Origin of the sequence: Phenylobacterium sp., from assembly GCF_031984885.1 — a bacterium.
Classification (GTDB): domain Bacteria; phylum Pseudomonadota; class Alphaproteobacteria; order Caulobacterales; family Caulobacteraceae; genus Phenylobacterium.
In genome coordinates this window covers 391,555-405,079 of sequence record NZ_DAMABV010000002.1, presented here as the reverse complement: position 1 = coordinate 405,079, position 13,525 = coordinate 391,555, and the positions used below count along the sequence as shown (strand labels likewise).

At 70.9% G+C, this 13,525-nt stretch carries 15 protein-coding genes; 8 read left to right on the top strand and 7 right to left on the bottom strand.

The window, feature by feature from the left end; genetic code table 11:
• Positions 1 to 51: 51 nt before the first annotated feature.
• The 5 genes from RTL41_RS05385 to RTL41_RS05365 are packed head-to-tail and all read right to left on the bottom strand — an operon-like array spanning position 52 to position 4,905.
• On the bottom strand, positions 52 to 405 hold the full coding sequence (locus tag RTL41_RS05385; protein WP_312162112.1) for a c-type cytochrome: 354 nt from the start codon (positions 403 to 405) through the stop codon (positions 52 to 54).
• Between the two features lie 16 nt (positions 406 to 421).
• Entirely contained in the window at positions 422 to 1,477 is a 1,056-nt protein-coding gene (locus RTL41_RS05380) for a sugar phosphate isomerase/epimerase (protein ID WP_312162110.1), read from the bottom strand.
• Complete coding sequence (locus RTL41_RS05375) at positions 1,474 to 2,622, bottom strand: Gfo/Idh/MocA family oxidoreductase (protein ID WP_312162108.1); 1,149 nt, start codon at positions 2,620 to 2,622, stop codon at positions 1,474 to 1,476. Before RTL41_RS05375 ends, RTL41_RS05380 begins: the two co-directional genes overlap by 4 nt.
• Entirely contained in the window at positions 2,622 to 3,590 is a 969-nt protein-coding gene (locus RTL41_RS05370) for a sugar phosphate isomerase/epimerase (protein ID WP_312162106.1), read from the bottom strand. The genes RTL41_RS05375 and RTL41_RS05370 overlap by 1 nt, the downstream gene beginning before the upstream one ends.
• Positions 3,591 to 3,618: 28 nt before the next feature.
• Positions 3,619 to 4,905, bottom strand: a complete 1,287-nt coding sequence (locus tag RTL41_RS05365; protein ID WP_312162104.1) for an MFS transporter — start codon at positions 4,903 to 4,905, stop codon at positions 3,619 to 3,621.
• Between the two features lie 184 nt (positions 4,906 to 5,089).
• Between RTL41_RS05365 and RTL41_RS05360 the strand changes: the two genes are divergently transcribed.
• From RTL41_RS05360 to RTL41_RS05325, 8 genes are all read left to right on the top strand, one after another.
• On the top strand, positions 5,090 to 6,100 hold the full coding sequence (locus tag RTL41_RS05360; RefSeq protein WP_312162102.1) for a LacI family DNA-binding transcriptional regulator: 1,011 nt from the start codon (positions 5,090 to 5,092) through the stop codon (positions 6,098 to 6,100).
• A gap of 181 nt (positions 6,101 to 6,281) precedes the next feature.
• On the top strand, positions 6,282 to 6,947 hold the full coding sequence (locus RTL41_RS05355) for a class I SAM-dependent methyltransferase (protein WP_312162101.1): 666 nt from the start codon (positions 6,282 to 6,284) through the stop codon (positions 6,945 to 6,947).
• Entirely contained in the window at positions 6,944 to 7,375 is a 432-nt protein-coding gene (locus RTL41_RS05350) for a hypothetical protein (protein ID WP_312162099.1), read from the top strand. Before RTL41_RS05355 ends, RTL41_RS05350 begins: the two co-directional genes overlap by 4 nt.
• A gap of 5 nt (positions 7,376 to 7,380) precedes the next feature.
• Complete coding sequence (locus RTL41_RS05345) at positions 7,381 to 8,070, top strand: DUF4336 domain-containing protein (RefSeq protein WP_312162097.1); 690 nt, start codon at positions 7,381 to 7,383, stop codon at positions 8,068 to 8,070.
• 75 nt (positions 8,071 to 8,145) lie between these two features.
• Entirely contained in the window at positions 8,146 to 8,421 is a 276-nt protein-coding gene (locus tag RTL41_RS05340) for a metal/formaldehyde-sensitive transcriptional repressor (RefSeq protein ID WP_312162094.1), read from the top strand.
• Between the two features lie 7 nt (positions 8,422 to 8,428).
• On the top strand, positions 8,429 to 9,379 hold the full coding sequence (dmeF, locus tag RTL41_RS05335; protein WP_312162092.1) for a CDF family Co(II)/Ni(II) efflux transporter DmeF: 951 nt from the start codon (positions 8,429 to 8,431) through the stop codon (positions 9,377 to 9,379).
• Positions 9,380 to 9,444: 65 nt separating this feature from the next.
• Positions 9,445 to 10,272, top strand: a complete 828-nt coding sequence (locus tag RTL41_RS05330) for a thioesterase family protein (RefSeq protein ID WP_312162090.1) — start codon at positions 9,445 to 9,447, stop codon at positions 10,270 to 10,272.
• Positions 10,273 to 10,350: 78 nt separating this feature from the next.
• Positions 10,351 to 12,285 (top strand): pyrroloquinoline quinone-dependent dehydrogenase, encoded by a 1,935-nt coding sequence (locus RTL41_RS05325; protein ID WP_312162088.1) that lies wholly within the window; start codon positions 10,351 to 10,353, stop codon positions 12,283 to 12,285.
• Between the two features lie 18 nt (positions 12,286 to 12,303).
• Here the strand turns inward: RTL41_RS05325 and rpiB are convergent, their stop codons facing one another.
• On the bottom strand, positions 12,304 to 12,753 hold the full coding sequence (gene rpiB, locus RTL41_RS05320) for a ribose 5-phosphate isomerase B (RefSeq protein ID WP_312162087.1): 450 nt from the start codon (positions 12,751 to 12,753) through the stop codon (positions 12,304 to 12,306).
• A gap of 13 nt (positions 12,754 to 12,766) precedes the next feature.
• Complete coding sequence (locus RTL41_RS05315; RefSeq protein WP_312162085.1) at positions 12,767 to 13,444, bottom strand: nitroreductase; 678 nt, start codon at positions 13,442 to 13,444, stop codon at positions 12,767 to 12,769.
• Positions 13,445 to 13,525: the final 81 nt, after the last annotated feature.

Here is a 13,525-nt window from a genome sequence, read left to right as displayed (position 1 = left end):
CATGAACACCAGATCTCGCAAACCGGGATGACGCCCGTGGCCGCCCGCCGCCTAGTTCTTCAGCGTGCCCAGGTACTGCACCAGGGCCGCCCGTTGTTCGGCGTCGGGCGCGCCGACCAGCATCTTGGTGCCCGGCACGCTCTTGGCCGGCGCCTTCAGGTAGGTGTCCAGCGCCGCGGCGTCCCAGACCAGCTTCGAGCCCTTCATCGCCGCGCTGTAGGCATAGCCCGGCAGCGTCCCGGCCTTGCGTCCGGCGACGCCGGCCAGCGGCGGCCCCATCTTGCCGGGGGCCGGCGCGATCGAGTGGCAGACCGCGCAGCGCTGCTTGAACACCGCCTCGCCAGAGGGCGCGGCCGAGGCCGCGCTCGCCGCCAGGGTCGCGGCCAGGATGATCGCGAACTTCATGCTGTGAACTCCAGGCTTACAGGCCGAGCAGGCGCCGGTTGCGGCCGGCGTCGGGCGCGCTGCCGGCGAAGTCGTCGAACGCCCGCTCGGTGACGCGGATGATGTGATCGGCGATGAACTGGGCGCCTTCGCGCGCGCCGTCCTCGGGATGCTTGAGCGCGCACTCCCACTCCAGCACCGCCCAGCCGTCGTAGTCGTACTGCGCCATCTTCGAGAAGATCGCCTTGAAGTCGACCTGGCCGTCGCCCAGCGAACGGAAGCGGCCCGGCCGCTCGCCCCAGCCCTGATAGCCGCCATAGACGCCCGACCGCGCATCCGGCCGGAACTCGGCGTCCTTCACATGGAAGGCCCGGATGCGCTCGTGATAGCGGTCGATGTAGCCGAGATAGTCCAACTGCTGCAGCAGCAGGTGGCTGGGGTCGTAGAGGATGTTGGCCCTCTTGTGGCCGCCGACCTCGTCCAGGAACCGCTCGAAGGTCGCCCCGTCGTGCAGGTCCTCGCCCGGATGGATTTCGTAGCAGAGGTCGACCCCCTCCTCCTCGTAGGCGTCGAGGATCGGGCGCCAGCGGCGGCCCAGCTCGGCGAAGGCTTCCTCCACCAGGCCCGCCGGCCGCTGCGGCCAGGGATAGAAATACGGCCAGGCCAGGGCGCCGGAGAAGGTCGCGTGCGCCTTCAGCCCCAGCCGCCGGCTGGCCACGGCGCCGGCCTTCACCTGCTCCACCGCCCAGGCCTGGCGCTCGGCCGGCTTGCCGCGCAGCTCGGCCGGCGCGAAGCCGTCGAACAGTTCGTCATAGGCCGGATGCACCGCGACGAGCTGGCCCTGCAGGTGGGTCGACAGCTCGGTGATCACCAGGCCGTGCTCGGCCAGCACCCCGGCGATCTCGTCGCAATAGGTCTGGCTCTCGGCGGCGCGCGCCAGGTCGAAGAACGAGCCCGCCCCGCCGGTCGGCATCTGCACGCCGACATAGCCCATCGACGCGACCCATTTGGCCATGGTCTCCAGCCTGTCGAACGGCGGCTCGGTCCCGATGAACTGGGCCAGGAAGATCCCGGGTCCCTTGAGCGTCTTCATTGCGCGTCTCCAAGCAGCGCGACCCAGCCCTCGCCCGCGGCGCTGGCCGCCACCGCGCGCTCCACGAAGGCCATGCTGCGCACGCCTTCGCCGATGTCGGGAACCAGGCCCGCGCCCGGCGCGCCGGCGACGATCGCGCCCGCAAAGTCTCGGTAGATGTTGGCGAAGGCCTCGATGAAGCCCTCGGGATGGCCGGTCGGAATGCGCGATCCGGCCCGCGCCGCCGCGCCCAGATAGCCCGAGGCCGCGTGCAGGATCTGGGTCGGCCCGTCCAGCCAGTCGACGGCCAGTTCGGCGTGCCGCTCGTGCGACCAGGTCAGGCCGCCCTTCTCGCCATAGACCTTGATGGTCAGGCCGTTGCGCGCCCCGGCCGAGATCTGCGAGGCGATCAGCACGCCGCGCGCACCGCCCGCAAAGCGCAGCAGCACGTTGCAGTCGTCGTCCAGCGTCCGGCCGGGCACCACCGCCGCCAGGTCGGCGCAGAGCCGCTCGACCCGCGCGCCGCTCACGAACTCGGCGAGGTTGAAGGCGTGCACCCCGATGTCGCCGATGGCGCCGCCCACGCCCGCCTGGGCCGGATCGGCCCGCCAGCCGGCCTGCTTGTCCCCCTCGCGCTCGATCGGCCGCGACAGCCAGCCCTGCGAGTACTCCACGATCACCTTGCGCACCGCGCCCAGGTCGCCGCGGGCGACGATCTCGCGCGCCTCGCGGACCATCGGATAACCCGTATAGACATAGGTCAGGCCATAGAGCCGGCCCGACCCCGCCACCACGTCCGCCAGTTCCTGCGCCTGCGCCAGGTTCAGGGTCGCGGGCTTGTCGCTGATCACGTGCATCCCGGCCTGCAGCGCCGCGGCCGCCACCTCGAAGTGCAGGTGGTTGGGCGTCACCACCGCGACGAGCTGCGCGCCGTCGGCGCGCGCGGCTTCCGCCGCCAGCATCTGGCGATAGTCGCCATAGGCCCGATCCGGCGCGACGCCCCAGGCCTGGGCGGCCTGGGCGTTCTTGGCCAGGTCGCGGCTGAACGCGCCGGCGGTCAGTTCGACGGCGCCGTCCAGCTCGGCCGCCATCCTGTGCACCGGGCCGATGAACGACCCCGGTCCGCCGCCGACCATGGCCAGCCGCAGGGGAACTCCACGCGTCATCAGGCCGCCACGCCCGCCAGGTAGTCGTGGCTGATCTTCGCCGCCTCGATGCGCGGATGGGCGAAGGGCGCCTCCTGCTCGACGAAGAACCCGCGCACGCCGGACTCGTAGGCCGCCGGCAGCAGCTTCTTCCAGTCGATCATGCCGCTGCCGACCTCGGTCGGGTCCTGCTTCAGCGCGAAGTTCGGCTGGGTCGTCGCCTTGATGTCCTTCACATGCATCAGGGTGAAGCGGCCCTTGTACTGCTTCAGCAGCGCGAACGGGTCCTGGCCCGCGGCGGTCACCCAGCCGGCGTCCATCTCGAAGGTCACCAGCGACGGATCGGTCTCCTTCAGCAGGATATCCATGCCCGTCGTGCCGCCCACCGGCGCGAACTCGTTGTTGTGGTTGTGATAGCCGACCGCGACGCCGGCGCTCTTCAGCGCCTCGCCCTTCTGGTTCAGGAAGTCGGCGTTCCACTTCCAGTCGTCGATGGTCATCTGCCCGGCCATCCGGCTCAGGAAGGCCGGGCCGTCCTCGCCGGCCTGGGGCTTCAGCTCGAAGCGGTCGGGAATGTAGAACAGCGGCATCACCGCCGACGTCACGCCCAGCACGTTGAGGTCGTCGGCCAGCTTGGCGAGGTCGCCGCTGAAGCTCTGCGAGCCCATCGGCCGGCCCTGGATGTGGGCGCTGGTGCAGGCGAGGCCCGCGCGGTCCATGGCCGCCTTCATCTCCGCCGCCGTGCGGCCCAGCAGGCCTGCCAGTTCGATGGTCCTGAAGCCGATCTTGGCGACCTGGGCCAAGGTCCCGTCCAGGTCCTTCGCCGCATCCGGGCCCAGCGTATAGAGCTGCAGGCCGATCGGCAGGTCGTGGCGCTGGAAGAACGGCTTGCCGCCCGCCGCGTTCGCGCTCGTCGCATATCCGGTCATGACCGCTCCCATTCCTGCCAGGCCCGCCAGCACGCTGCGCCGCTGAAATCCTCGTGTCATCCTAGGTCTCCTTCTCGGGCGCGCGCCGTCAGTGCGGCGCGGCGACGCTGTGTTCGCGGGTCAGGGTCTGGTCCTCGCCCGCCGGCTCGGCGGCGACCGGCCCGCGGGTCGGCGGGCGGAAGAACAGCGCCAGCAGCACCACCGCCGCCAGCGCCATGCCGGTCGGGACCATGAACAGGGCCGGATAGTCGACGGCGCTCTGCGCGACCCCGTCGGCGCCGGTCGTCGTGGTGGTCAGGCGGCTCATCAGGGCCGGGAACAGGAAGCTCGCCACCACATTGCCGACCCCCAGGATCAGCAGGTTGAACAGGCCCTGGGCGCTGGAGCGCACGTCCTTGGGGAACACCGCGTCGACGAAGATGTACACGGTGGCGAAGAAGAAGGCGTAGCAGATCCCGTGCAGCAGTTGCACGGCCACGATCACCGGGATGCTGTCGGCGAAGAGGGCGAACACCGCGAACCGCGCGGCGTGGCCCAGGATGCCGACGATCATCGTCACCTTCCAGCCCAGGCGGATCAGCACCCGGCCCAGCAGGAACATGGTCAGGATCTCGGCCACCTGGCCCAGGCTCAGCACCACCATGGAAAGGTTGCCGGCGATCCCGACCCGGTCGGTCAGGAAGGCGTCGGAGACCACGAAGTAGCCGTTGTGGATCACCGAATCGATGAAGGTGACCAGGAACAGCACCAGCACGAACGGCGTGCCCAGCAGCTTCAGCGCCCGGCGCCAGGCCAGGTTGTCGATCCCCGGCGCATCCTTGCGCGGCGGCGTATGCGGCAGGGTCAGGGAGTAGGCCGCCGCGATGAAGGAGACGGCCGCCGCCACTAGGAAGATCCAGCGCACCTGGTCTGCGGTCGCGTGCGCGCCCAGCAGGAACACGAACGGCCAGCTCACCAGCACCCAGCCGACCGTGCCGCCCATCCGCACCGCCCCGAAGTCGGCGGCCGGGTCGCGCAGGTTGGCGAAGGCGATCGAGTTCGACACCGACAGGGTCGGCACATAGAGCAGGCTGTAGAGCAGGTAGCAGGCGAAGAACGGCCAGAAGCTGGTCGAGAACGCCACCCCGACCAGGGCCAGGCCGCCGATCAGGTGGCTCGCCGCCAGGAACCGCTCGGCCGAGAAGTTGCGGTCGGCGAACTGGTTGGAGAAGAAGATCCCGACCAGCGCCGCCACGCCCCAGCAACTGCCGACCAGCGACTGCTGCCATGGCGCAAAGCCCAGCATGGTCATGTAGGGGAACAGCTTGGGCACCCACGCGCCCCAGATGGCGAGCTGAAGCACCATCATCAGGAAGAGCCGCACGTTCGCCGTCATGTTCCTGGCCCTCCCCGACCGGCCCCCGCGGCGGTGTTTGCGGCCATGAATCGGCCCCCGCTCGCGCTGATGTAATCGAAATCATCCGTAACAGGCGCCCTGACGCCCGGCAACTGCATTGTGCGGGGCCGGTTCGCCAACCTGCGCCTTGAAATGGAAGGCGCTTCTCGCCAGTGTCGCGCCGATGCCTACCATTCAAGATGTCGCGCGCGACGCGGGGGTTTCCACCGCGACCGTTTCCCGGGTGTTCAGCGCCCCCGAGCTCGTATTGGAAGGCACCCGGCAGAAGGTCATGGAGGCGGTCGCCCGCCTCGGCTACGAGCCGAACTTCGCGGCCAAGAGCCTGCGGACCCTGCGCACCGAGAAGATCCTGGTCACCGTGCCGGACATCTCCAACCCGTTCTTCTCGCGGGTCATCCGCGGCGTCGAGGAGGCCGCCCACGCGGCCGGCTACTCGGTGCTGCTCGGCGACACCCGCCACCAGGAGGAGCGCGAGGAGCAGTACGCCACCATGCTCCGCCGCAAGGAGGCCGACGGCCTGATCTTCCTCGGCCACCGGCTGCCCGACACCCTGGTCGACATGGTCGCGGCGATGGGGCCGCGCACCCCCATCGTCAACGGCTGCGAGTTCGCGCCCGACCTGGGCGTGGCCAGCGCCCACATCGACAACACCCGCGCCGCCAGCGAGGTGATGGATCACCTCTACGGCCTTGGCCACACCCAGGTCGGGGTGATCACCGGCCCCCTGGCCAGCCCGCTCAGCGTCGACCGCCTGGCCGGCGTCCGCGCCGCCGCCGAGCGCCATGGCCACGCCGACGCGCTGCAGGTCATCACCGGCGACTTCTCCATCGAGTCGGGCCTGCACCAGGCCGACGCCCTGCTGGCCCGGCCGCTGCGCCCGACCGCGATCTTCTGCTTCAGCGACGAGATGGCCATGGGCGCGCTGGAGGCGATCCGCCGCCGAGGCCTGTCCTGCCCGCAGGACGTCTCCCTGGTCGGCTTCGACGACATCCGCTTCGCCGAGTACCTCGCCCCGCAACTGACCACGGTCAGCCAGCCGATGGACGAGATCGGCCACGAGGTCGTGCGCCTGCTGCTCGACATCCTCTCGGGCCGCGCCACGACCCTCCAGCAGGTGACGCTCCCCCACCGCCTGGTCATCCGCTCCAGCACCGCCGCCCCGGCGGCGGGGTAGGGCTGACCCGACACCGCCCTTCGCCCAAATCCCCCGACGGGGACTGACTAGCTGCACCGTTGCGCTGCCCCCTCACGCCCAGCACTATGCCCTCATGGCTGGGGACGCCCCGATCGATCAATGGAAGCGGGACGCTGCGGCGCCTTTCGAAGGCTGGGACTTCGCCTATCTGGATGGGCGCATGGTCGAGAGCGAGCCACCCTGGTCCTATCGCGATCTCGCCCGTTCGGCCGTGCCCCAAGCCCACGACATCCTCGACGTGGCGACCGGCGGCGGCGAGGTGTTCGCGTCCCTGGCCCCGTTCCCCAGGGGAGCCACGGCGGTCGAAGGCTACGTCCCCAACCTCGCGGTCGCCCGGCGCCGGCTGGCGCCGCTCGGCGTCAAGGTCTTCCAGGCGAACCCCCGCTCGGGCATGCCGTTTGTGGACAGGGCGTTCGATCTCGTGCTCAACCGTCACGGCGGCTTCCGGGCCGCCGAGATGCACCGGATACTAAAACCCGGCGGCGTCTTCCTCACCCAGCAGGTCGGCGGCGACAATCTCGCTGATCTGACTGCCGCCTTCGGCGCGCGCCTGCCATATCCGGGCAACACCCTGGCGCGCGCGCTCGAAGACTTTACGACACTCGGCTGCGAGATCGAACAAAGCGAGGAATGGCGCGGTCCGGTGACCTTCCTGGACGTCGGAGCCCTGGTCTACTTCCTCAAGGCCGTCCCCTGGGTGATCGCAGACTTCGACGTGGAGCGCTGCCGCGACATCCTGGTTTCCCTGCACGACCAGCTCCAGGCAGGCCGCTCATTGCAGTTCACCTACTCGCGCTTCCTGATCCAGGCGAAGAGGGTTCGATGATCCAGATACGGCAGTTGGTTCCCGACGAAGAACGCCTGACCCTGCTGCGGGTCTTCACGCACTCCGACTGGCTGGCTCACATCGTCTTTGCGATCCTGCTGGCGTCGATCGTCGCCACGATCATCGTCTGGGCCGCCCAGGCGCTCGCCGTGGCGAGAGGCCGCGGCGCCTGGCGCGAGAGCGCCCTCGCCTATCTGTCCGCCATCATCATCGCCGCGCCTCTGCTCGCCTTCGTCCGCGCCATCTACGAGGTGATGAAGGTGTGTATGGGACTGGTGAACGTTCGCCCTGCGCCCGACCTGGTCATGTTCGCGCCGGCCCTGGCGGAGGCGGCGATGTTCCTGCTGATAGGCGCGCTCGCAGCGGCCATCGCCGCCGCGGCCCGCGGCCATCTGCTGATCCTCATCCACGCCCCGCCGCGGAGATGACCGCTATGCTGGCGCCGTTCGGCGAGGACATCTGGGTGGCCGACGGTCCCGTCACCTCGGTGGCCGGCTTTCATTACCCGACCCGAATGGTGGTGATCCGGCTGGAAGGCGGCGCTCTCTTCCTCTGGTCGCCCACCCGAATCTCCGACGAGCTGCGCGCCGAGGTCGAGGCCCTGGGCCAGGTGCGATACCTGATCGCGCCCAACTCGCTGCACCACCTGTTCCTGGCCGAGTGGCGCGGCGCCTATCCCGCCGCCCGGCTCTATGCCGCGCCCGGGCTGCGCCAGCGGCGCAAGGACCTGGCCTTCGACCGCGACCTGGGCGACGCGCCGCCCGCCGAGTGGGCGGAGGAGATCGACCAGGTGCTGATGCGCGGCAACCTGATCACCACCGAGGTCGTGTTCTTCCACCGCAAGAGCGGCACGGCGATCTTCACCGACCTGATCCAGCACTTCGACCGCGCCTGGTTCACGGGCTGGCGCGCCCTCGTCGCCCGGCTGGACCTGATGACCGCCGGGGAGCCGCAGGTCCCGCGCAAGTTCCGTAACGCCTTCGTGGGCCGCCGCCACGCCCGCGCCGCCCTGCAGCGGATCCTCGCCTGGCCGACCCGGCGCGTGCTGATGGCCCACGCCCCGCCCGTCGAGACGGACGGCCAGGCGTTCATCGCCCGAACCTTCCGCTGGCTGTCGGGCTGAGCTCAGCGCTCCCGGAGGGCTCAGGACGGCGACCGCCTTGTCAGCGGGCTTCATATACCATAGGGGGGGTATCCTATGGCTCACCTTTCCTCCCACAACGAGGCGCTGCTCAAGCGCGTCCGCCGGATCGCCGGCCAGGTCGAAGCGATCGAGCGGTCCATCGCCGGCCACGCCGACTGCGCGGCCACCCTCCACCTGGTCGCCGCCACGCGCGGCGCGATCAACGGCCTGCTGGACGAGGTGGTCGAGGCGCACCTGCGCGAACACGTCGCCAGGCCGGGCCTGGACGACGCCGCCCGCGCCCAGGCCGCCGAGGAAATCATCGAAGCCATCCGCCGCTATTCGAAGTGAGCCGCCCATGACCACGCCCACGGATCTCGACGCCCTCACGCACGACCATGTGTTCCTCGGCGCGGCCCACGACGACCACGCCCGGCGCACCCTCTGGGTCGTGGGGCTGACCGCGGTGATGATGGCGGCCGAGATCGTCGCCGGCTACTGGACCGGCTCCATGGCCCTGCTCGCCGACGGCTTCCACATGGCCACCCATGCCGGCGCGCTCGGCGTGGCGGCGGCGGCCTACGCCTATGCCCGCAAGCACGCCCGCGACGCCAAGTTCAGCTTCGGGACCGGCAAGGTCGGCGACCTGGCCGGTTTCGCCTCGGCCCTGGTGCTGGGCGTAGTCGCCATCGGGATCGGGGTGGAATCCGTCAAGCGCCTGCTGGAGCCGACCACCGTCGCCTTCGGCGAAGCGACCATCGTTGCCGTCGCCGGCCTGGCGGTGAACATCGTCAGCGCCCTTCTGCTGGGCGCCGGCCATCATCATCACGGCCATGACCATGATCACCACGGCCACGATCACCACCATGCCCACGATCACCACCACCACGTCCACCACAGCGGCGACAACAACCTGCGCTCGGCCTACATGCACGTCCTGGCCGACGCCCTGACCTCGGTCCTGGCCATCGCCGCGCTGGTGGCGGGGCGCCTGCTCGGCTGGGTGTGGCTCGATCCGGTCATGGGCATGGTCGGGGCCGTGGTGATCGGCCGCTGGTCCTGGATCCTGATGCGCGACACCGCCCGCGTGCTGCTGGACGCCACCGACGAGCATGTCGCCGCCGAGATCCGCGAGCTGCTCGAAGGCCCCGGCGACGCCCGCATCTGCGACCTGCACGTCTGGCGCGTCGGCCCCGAGGCCCACGCCGCCATCGTCAGCGTCGTCGGCGGCCTGGACGCCGGCGAGGTCCGCCGCCGCCTGATCCCCGTCCACGAACTGCGCCACCTCACCGTGGAGGCGCGCGCCTAGCCGGGAACCGTCGCGCCGATACCGGCGCTTCTTGCGCCGACGCGCCCGCTCGGTAGAACGTCGGCATGTCCACGACGTCTTCCAATCCCGCCTACGACATCGCCCTGCGCGCCGCCGCGCCCGGACGATGGACCACGTTCGCCGCGCCCGAATGGCGCAATCCCGGCGGCGGCCTCTGGGGCGGCTATGCGCTTGGCCTCTGCGTCCGCGCGCTGGAAGCCGAGCCCGAGGCGACCGGCGAAGTCCTCTCCATGCCCCTCACCTACGCCGCGGGCCTGCCGCCCGGCGAGCTCGACGTCCGCACGCGCCGCCTGCGCCAGGGCGGCTCGATCGGCGTCTGGGAGGTCGAGCTGCGGCCGCAGGGCGTCGAGGACGTGGGCGTCCACGGCATGATCACCCTGGCGCGGCGGCCGCCCACCCCGCCGTTCGCCTTCGCCAGCCTGCCGCAGGCGCCCCCGCCCGAGGCCCTGCCCAGCCCCGAGCACCCGGCCGGGCCGGCGCATTTCGGGGCCTCGGCCTTCGAGCGGCGGACCCTGGACGGCTTCCCGCCCAGGCCCGGCGGCGATTCCCGCTCGCTGGCCTGGGTCCGGCCTCGCAACGGCGCCTGGGACAAGGCGCTGCTGGCCATGGTCACCGACAACTCCGCGCCGCGGGCCATGTACGCGCTCGAGCGCGTCATGACGACCACCCTGACGCTGACGGCCTATCTGCACGCCCGCGCCGAGGAACTGGCCGCGCTCGGCGACGACTACATCCTGATCGAGTGCGAGGGCCGCGTCGGCGGCGGCGGCGCTTCGGACGAGCGCTCCAGCTACTGGTCCCGCGACGGACGCCTGCTGGCCACCAGCGAGCAACTGGCCTGGTATCGCCAGGCGCCGGCCTCGCCGGAGTAGGCTCACCGCTCGCCCCGTCCCGTTCGCCGCTCGTCCCAGGGCGCTTTCCACGGCCAGGCTGGGCGCGAACATCGGGCCATGATTCAGCGCTTCCCGTTCGCCGCCTCGGCCCTTTCCGCCCTCGCCCTTTCCGCCTGCGCCCCTGGCGCGGCGCCGCCCGCCCCGGCCGCGGAGGCCGACTGGCCCTATTACGGCGGCGACGCCGGCGGCCAGCGGTTCTCGACGGCCGCCCAGATCACCCCGGCCAACGTGAAGGGGCTGAAGGTCGCCTGGACCTATTCCACCGGCCACATGCAGACTCACGCCGAGGCGGTCGAGCGCGCCGCCTTCGAGGCCACGCCGATCCTGGCCGGCGGGCGGCTTTTCCTGTGCAGCCCGTTCAACGTCGCCAGCGCCCATGATCCCGGCGACGGCAAGGCGCTCTGGACCTTCGACCCGAAGATCGACGACACGCTGCGCTATCCCAACAGCTTCAACTGCCGCGGCGTCGCCTACTGGCGCGATCCCGCCGCCCCGGCGAACGCGCCCTGCGCCGAGCGCATCTTCATGGCCACCAACGACCGGCGGCTGTTCTCCCTCGACGCCGCCACCGGCAAGGCCTGCGCGGGCTTCGGCCAGGGCGGACAGGTCGACGCCATGCCCGGCGCCCAGCTCGCGCGTCCGGCCGGCGCCCAGATCACCTCGGCCCCGGTGGTGATCGGCGGGGTCGTGGTCGTCGGCTCGTCCATCGACGACAACCAGCGGGTCCGCGAGATCCCCGGCGCGGTCCGCGCCTTCGACGCGCTCACCGGCGCGCTGCGCTGGACCTACGATCCGCTGCAAGCGGCCGGCCCCGGCGTCGTCGCCGGCGCCGCCAACGTCTGGGCCCCGATGTCGACCGACCCGGCCCGCGGCCTGGTGTTCCTGCCCACCTCCAGCCCCAGCCCGGACTTCTACGGCGCGGCGCGGCCGGGAAACGCCGCCCACGCCAACTCGGTCGTCGCGGTCAAGGCCGCCACCGGCGAGGTCGTCTGGGCCTTCCAGACCACCCACCACGACGTCTGGGACTACGACGTCCCGGCCCAGCCGACCCTGGCCATGCTCGGCTACCAGGGCGGCCCGGTCCGCCCGGCGGTGATCCAGACCACCAAGCAGGGCCTGGTCTTCACCCTCGACCGCGAAACCGGCCAGCCGATCATTCCGGTCGAGGAGCGCCCCGTGCCGCAGGGCGGCGAGGTCGGCGAGGTGCTCTCCCCGACCCAGCCCTTCCCCGTCGCGCCCGAGCCCCTGGCCCCCAACCGCATCCGCCCGCAGGACGCCTTCGGCCTGACGCCCTGGGACCGCGACGCCTGCCGCAAGCTGATCGCCGGCGCCCGCAACGAGGGCCTCTACACCCCGCCCAGCACCCAGGGGACGATCCTCTACCCGTTCACCGGCGGCGGCTCGAACTGGGGCGGGCTGGCCTTCGACGCCCGCCGCGGCGTCGCCTTCCTCAACACCTCCTCGGCCCTGCACAAGGTGACCCTGATCCCCGCCGAGCGCGTGGCCGGCGAGAAACAGGCCCATCCCGGCGTCGAGATCAGCCCCCAGGCCGGCGCGCCCTACGGCATGCGTCGCGAGCTGCTGGTCTCGCCGCTCGGCCTGCCCTGCAACCCGCCGCCATGGGGCGTGCTCACCGCGGTCGACATGACCACCGGCAAGGTGCTGTGGCGCACGCCGCTGGGCACGACCCGCGACCTGGCGCCCGGCTCGCAATTCCTGATCCGCGGCGTCGGCACGCCCAATATCGGCGGCCCGATCGCCACCGCTTCCGGCCTCGTCTTCATCGGCGCGGCGATGGACAACTACCTGCGCGCGTTCGACGCTGCGTCGGGCCAGGAGCTCTGGAAGGGCCGCCTGCCCGCCGGCGGCCAGGCCACCCCGATGACCTATGTCTGGAAGGGCCGGCAGTACGTCGTCATCGCCGCCGGCGGCCACGCCAAGGGCGACACCAAGCGCGGCGACCAGATCATCGCCTTCGCCCTGCCGCAGTAGGGCCGGGAGACCGGGGCGCTACGCTTCCAGCGCCCCGATCATCTCGACCCGCGGCGCATGCCGGCCGCCGTCGAACGGGGCGGCCAGGAACGCATCGACGATGTCGAGCGCCAGCCCTTCGCCGACCACGCGCGCGCCGATCGACAGCATGTTGGCGTCGTTGTGCTGGCGGATCATGCGGGCCGAGAAGGTGTCGGCGCAGACGCCGCAACGCACGCCCCTTATCTTGTTCGCCGCCATCATGATGCCCTGGCCGGTGCCGCACAGGATGATCCCGAACCGGCAGTCGCCGGCGGCGACGAGCCGCGCCGCCGCCGCCCCGTGCTCGGGATAGGGCGTGCTCTCCGGCGTCGTCGGTCCGATGTCGACCACCGTCCAGCCCTGAGCCGCCACATGCGCGGCGATCGCCTGTCGGAGCTGAATGGCGGTGTGGTCGCTGGAGAGGACGATGCGGCTATTGGCTGTCATCGAGAAGTCGTCCCTAGTCGCCGAAGCCGACGAACACGGTCGCCTCGGCCACCGCCTTGCGCTCCGACACCACCGCGTTGGCCGGGAAGCTCTCGTCGGGCCAGCCCAGGGCGATGCTCTTCATGATCACCTGGTCGTCGGCGATGCCGGCGTGCTCGCGCACCACCGGCGACTGCATGATGCCCTGGCTGTTGATCACCGTGCCCAGCCCGCGCGACCAGGCGGCGTTGACCAGGGCGGTCGTCACCGCGCCGCAGTCGAAGGGCGTGTCGTCGCTGCCGTCCAGCACGCGGTCGTAGGTCACGATCACGCAGACCGGCGCGTCGAACTGGCGAAAGCCGCGCAGCACCCAGTCCTGGCGCATCTCCTTGTCCTCGCGGGCGATGCCCATGGCGGAGAACAGTTGCTTGGCGACGCCGACCTGCCGGTCGCGGTGTTGCCCAGCAAAGGCCTGTCCCGTGCGGAACTCGCGCGAATGCGGCACGCCCGCCAGGTTCCGCTCGGTGTTGCCGGCGCGGATCTTGTCCAACGGCTCGCCGGTGATGACATAGAAGTTCCAGGGCTGGGTGTTCATCGACGACGGCGCCCGCATCGCCAGACCGATGATTTCCTCGATCAGCGCTCTGGGAACCGGATCGGGCTTGTAGCCACGGATGCTCCGGCGGCCGAGGATGACGTCGTCAAACTTCATGAATGGCCCCCGGGGCGGTTGGCGTGGCTTGATCGGTAGAGCACTGTCAGCTTTCGGCCCTGAAGCCAATGTCGGGCCGCG

Coding starts and splice junctions, on each gene's coding strand:
- RTL41_RS05385 (WP_312162112.1), bottom strand. CDS start 405: ATGAAGTTCGCGATCATCCTGGCCGCGACCCTGGCGGCGAGCGCGGCC.
- RTL41_RS05380 (WP_312162110.1), bottom strand. CDS start 1,477: ATGAAGACGCTCAAGGGACCCGGGATCTTCCTGGCCCAGTTCATCGGG.
- RTL41_RS05375 (WP_312162108.1), bottom strand. CDS start 2,622: ATGACGCGTGGAGTTCCCCTGCGGCTGGCCATGGTCGGCGGCGGACCG.
- RTL41_RS05370 (WP_312162106.1), bottom strand. CDS start 3,590: ATGACACGAGGATTTCAGCGGCGCAGCGTGCTGGCGGGCCTGGCAGGA.
- RTL41_RS05365 (WP_312162104.1), bottom strand. CDS start 4,905: ATGACGGCGAACGTGCGGCTCTTCCTGATGATGGTGCTTCAGCTCGCC.
- RTL41_RS05360 (WP_312162102.1), top strand. CDS start 5,090: ATGCCTACCATTCAAGATGTCGCGCGCGACGCGGGGGTTTCCACCGCG.
- RTL41_RS05355 (WP_312162101.1), top strand. CDS start 6,282: ATGGTCGAGAGCGAGCCACCCTGGTCCTATCGCGATCTCGCCCGTTCG.
- RTL41_RS05350 (WP_312162099.1), top strand. CDS start 6,944: ATGATCCAGATACGGCAGTTGGTTCCCGACGAAGAACGCCTGACCCTG.
- RTL41_RS05345 (WP_312162097.1), top strand. CDS start 7,381: ATGCTGGCGCCGTTCGGCGAGGACATCTGGGTGGCCGACGGTCCCGTC.
- RTL41_RS05340 (WP_312162094.1), top strand. CDS start 8,146: ATGGCTCACCTTTCCTCCCACAACGAGGCGCTGCTCAAGCGCGTCCGC.
- dmeF (WP_312162092.1), top strand. CDS start 8,429: ATGACCACGCCCACGGATCTCGACGCCCTCACGCACGACCATGTGTTC.
- RTL41_RS05330 (WP_312162090.1), top strand. CDS start 9,445: ATGTCCACGACGTCTTCCAATCCCGCCTACGACATCGCCCTGCGCGCC.
- RTL41_RS05325 (WP_312162088.1), top strand. CDS start 10,351: ATGATTCAGCGCTTCCCGTTCGCCGCCTCGGCCCTTTCCGCCCTCGCC.
- rpiB (WP_312162087.1), bottom strand. CDS start 12,753: ATGACAGCCAATAGCCGCATCGTCCTCTCCAGCGACCACACCGCCATT.
- RTL41_RS05315 (WP_312162085.1), bottom strand. CDS start 13,444: ATGAAGTTTGACGACGTCATCCTCGGCCGCCGGAGCATCCGTGGCTAC.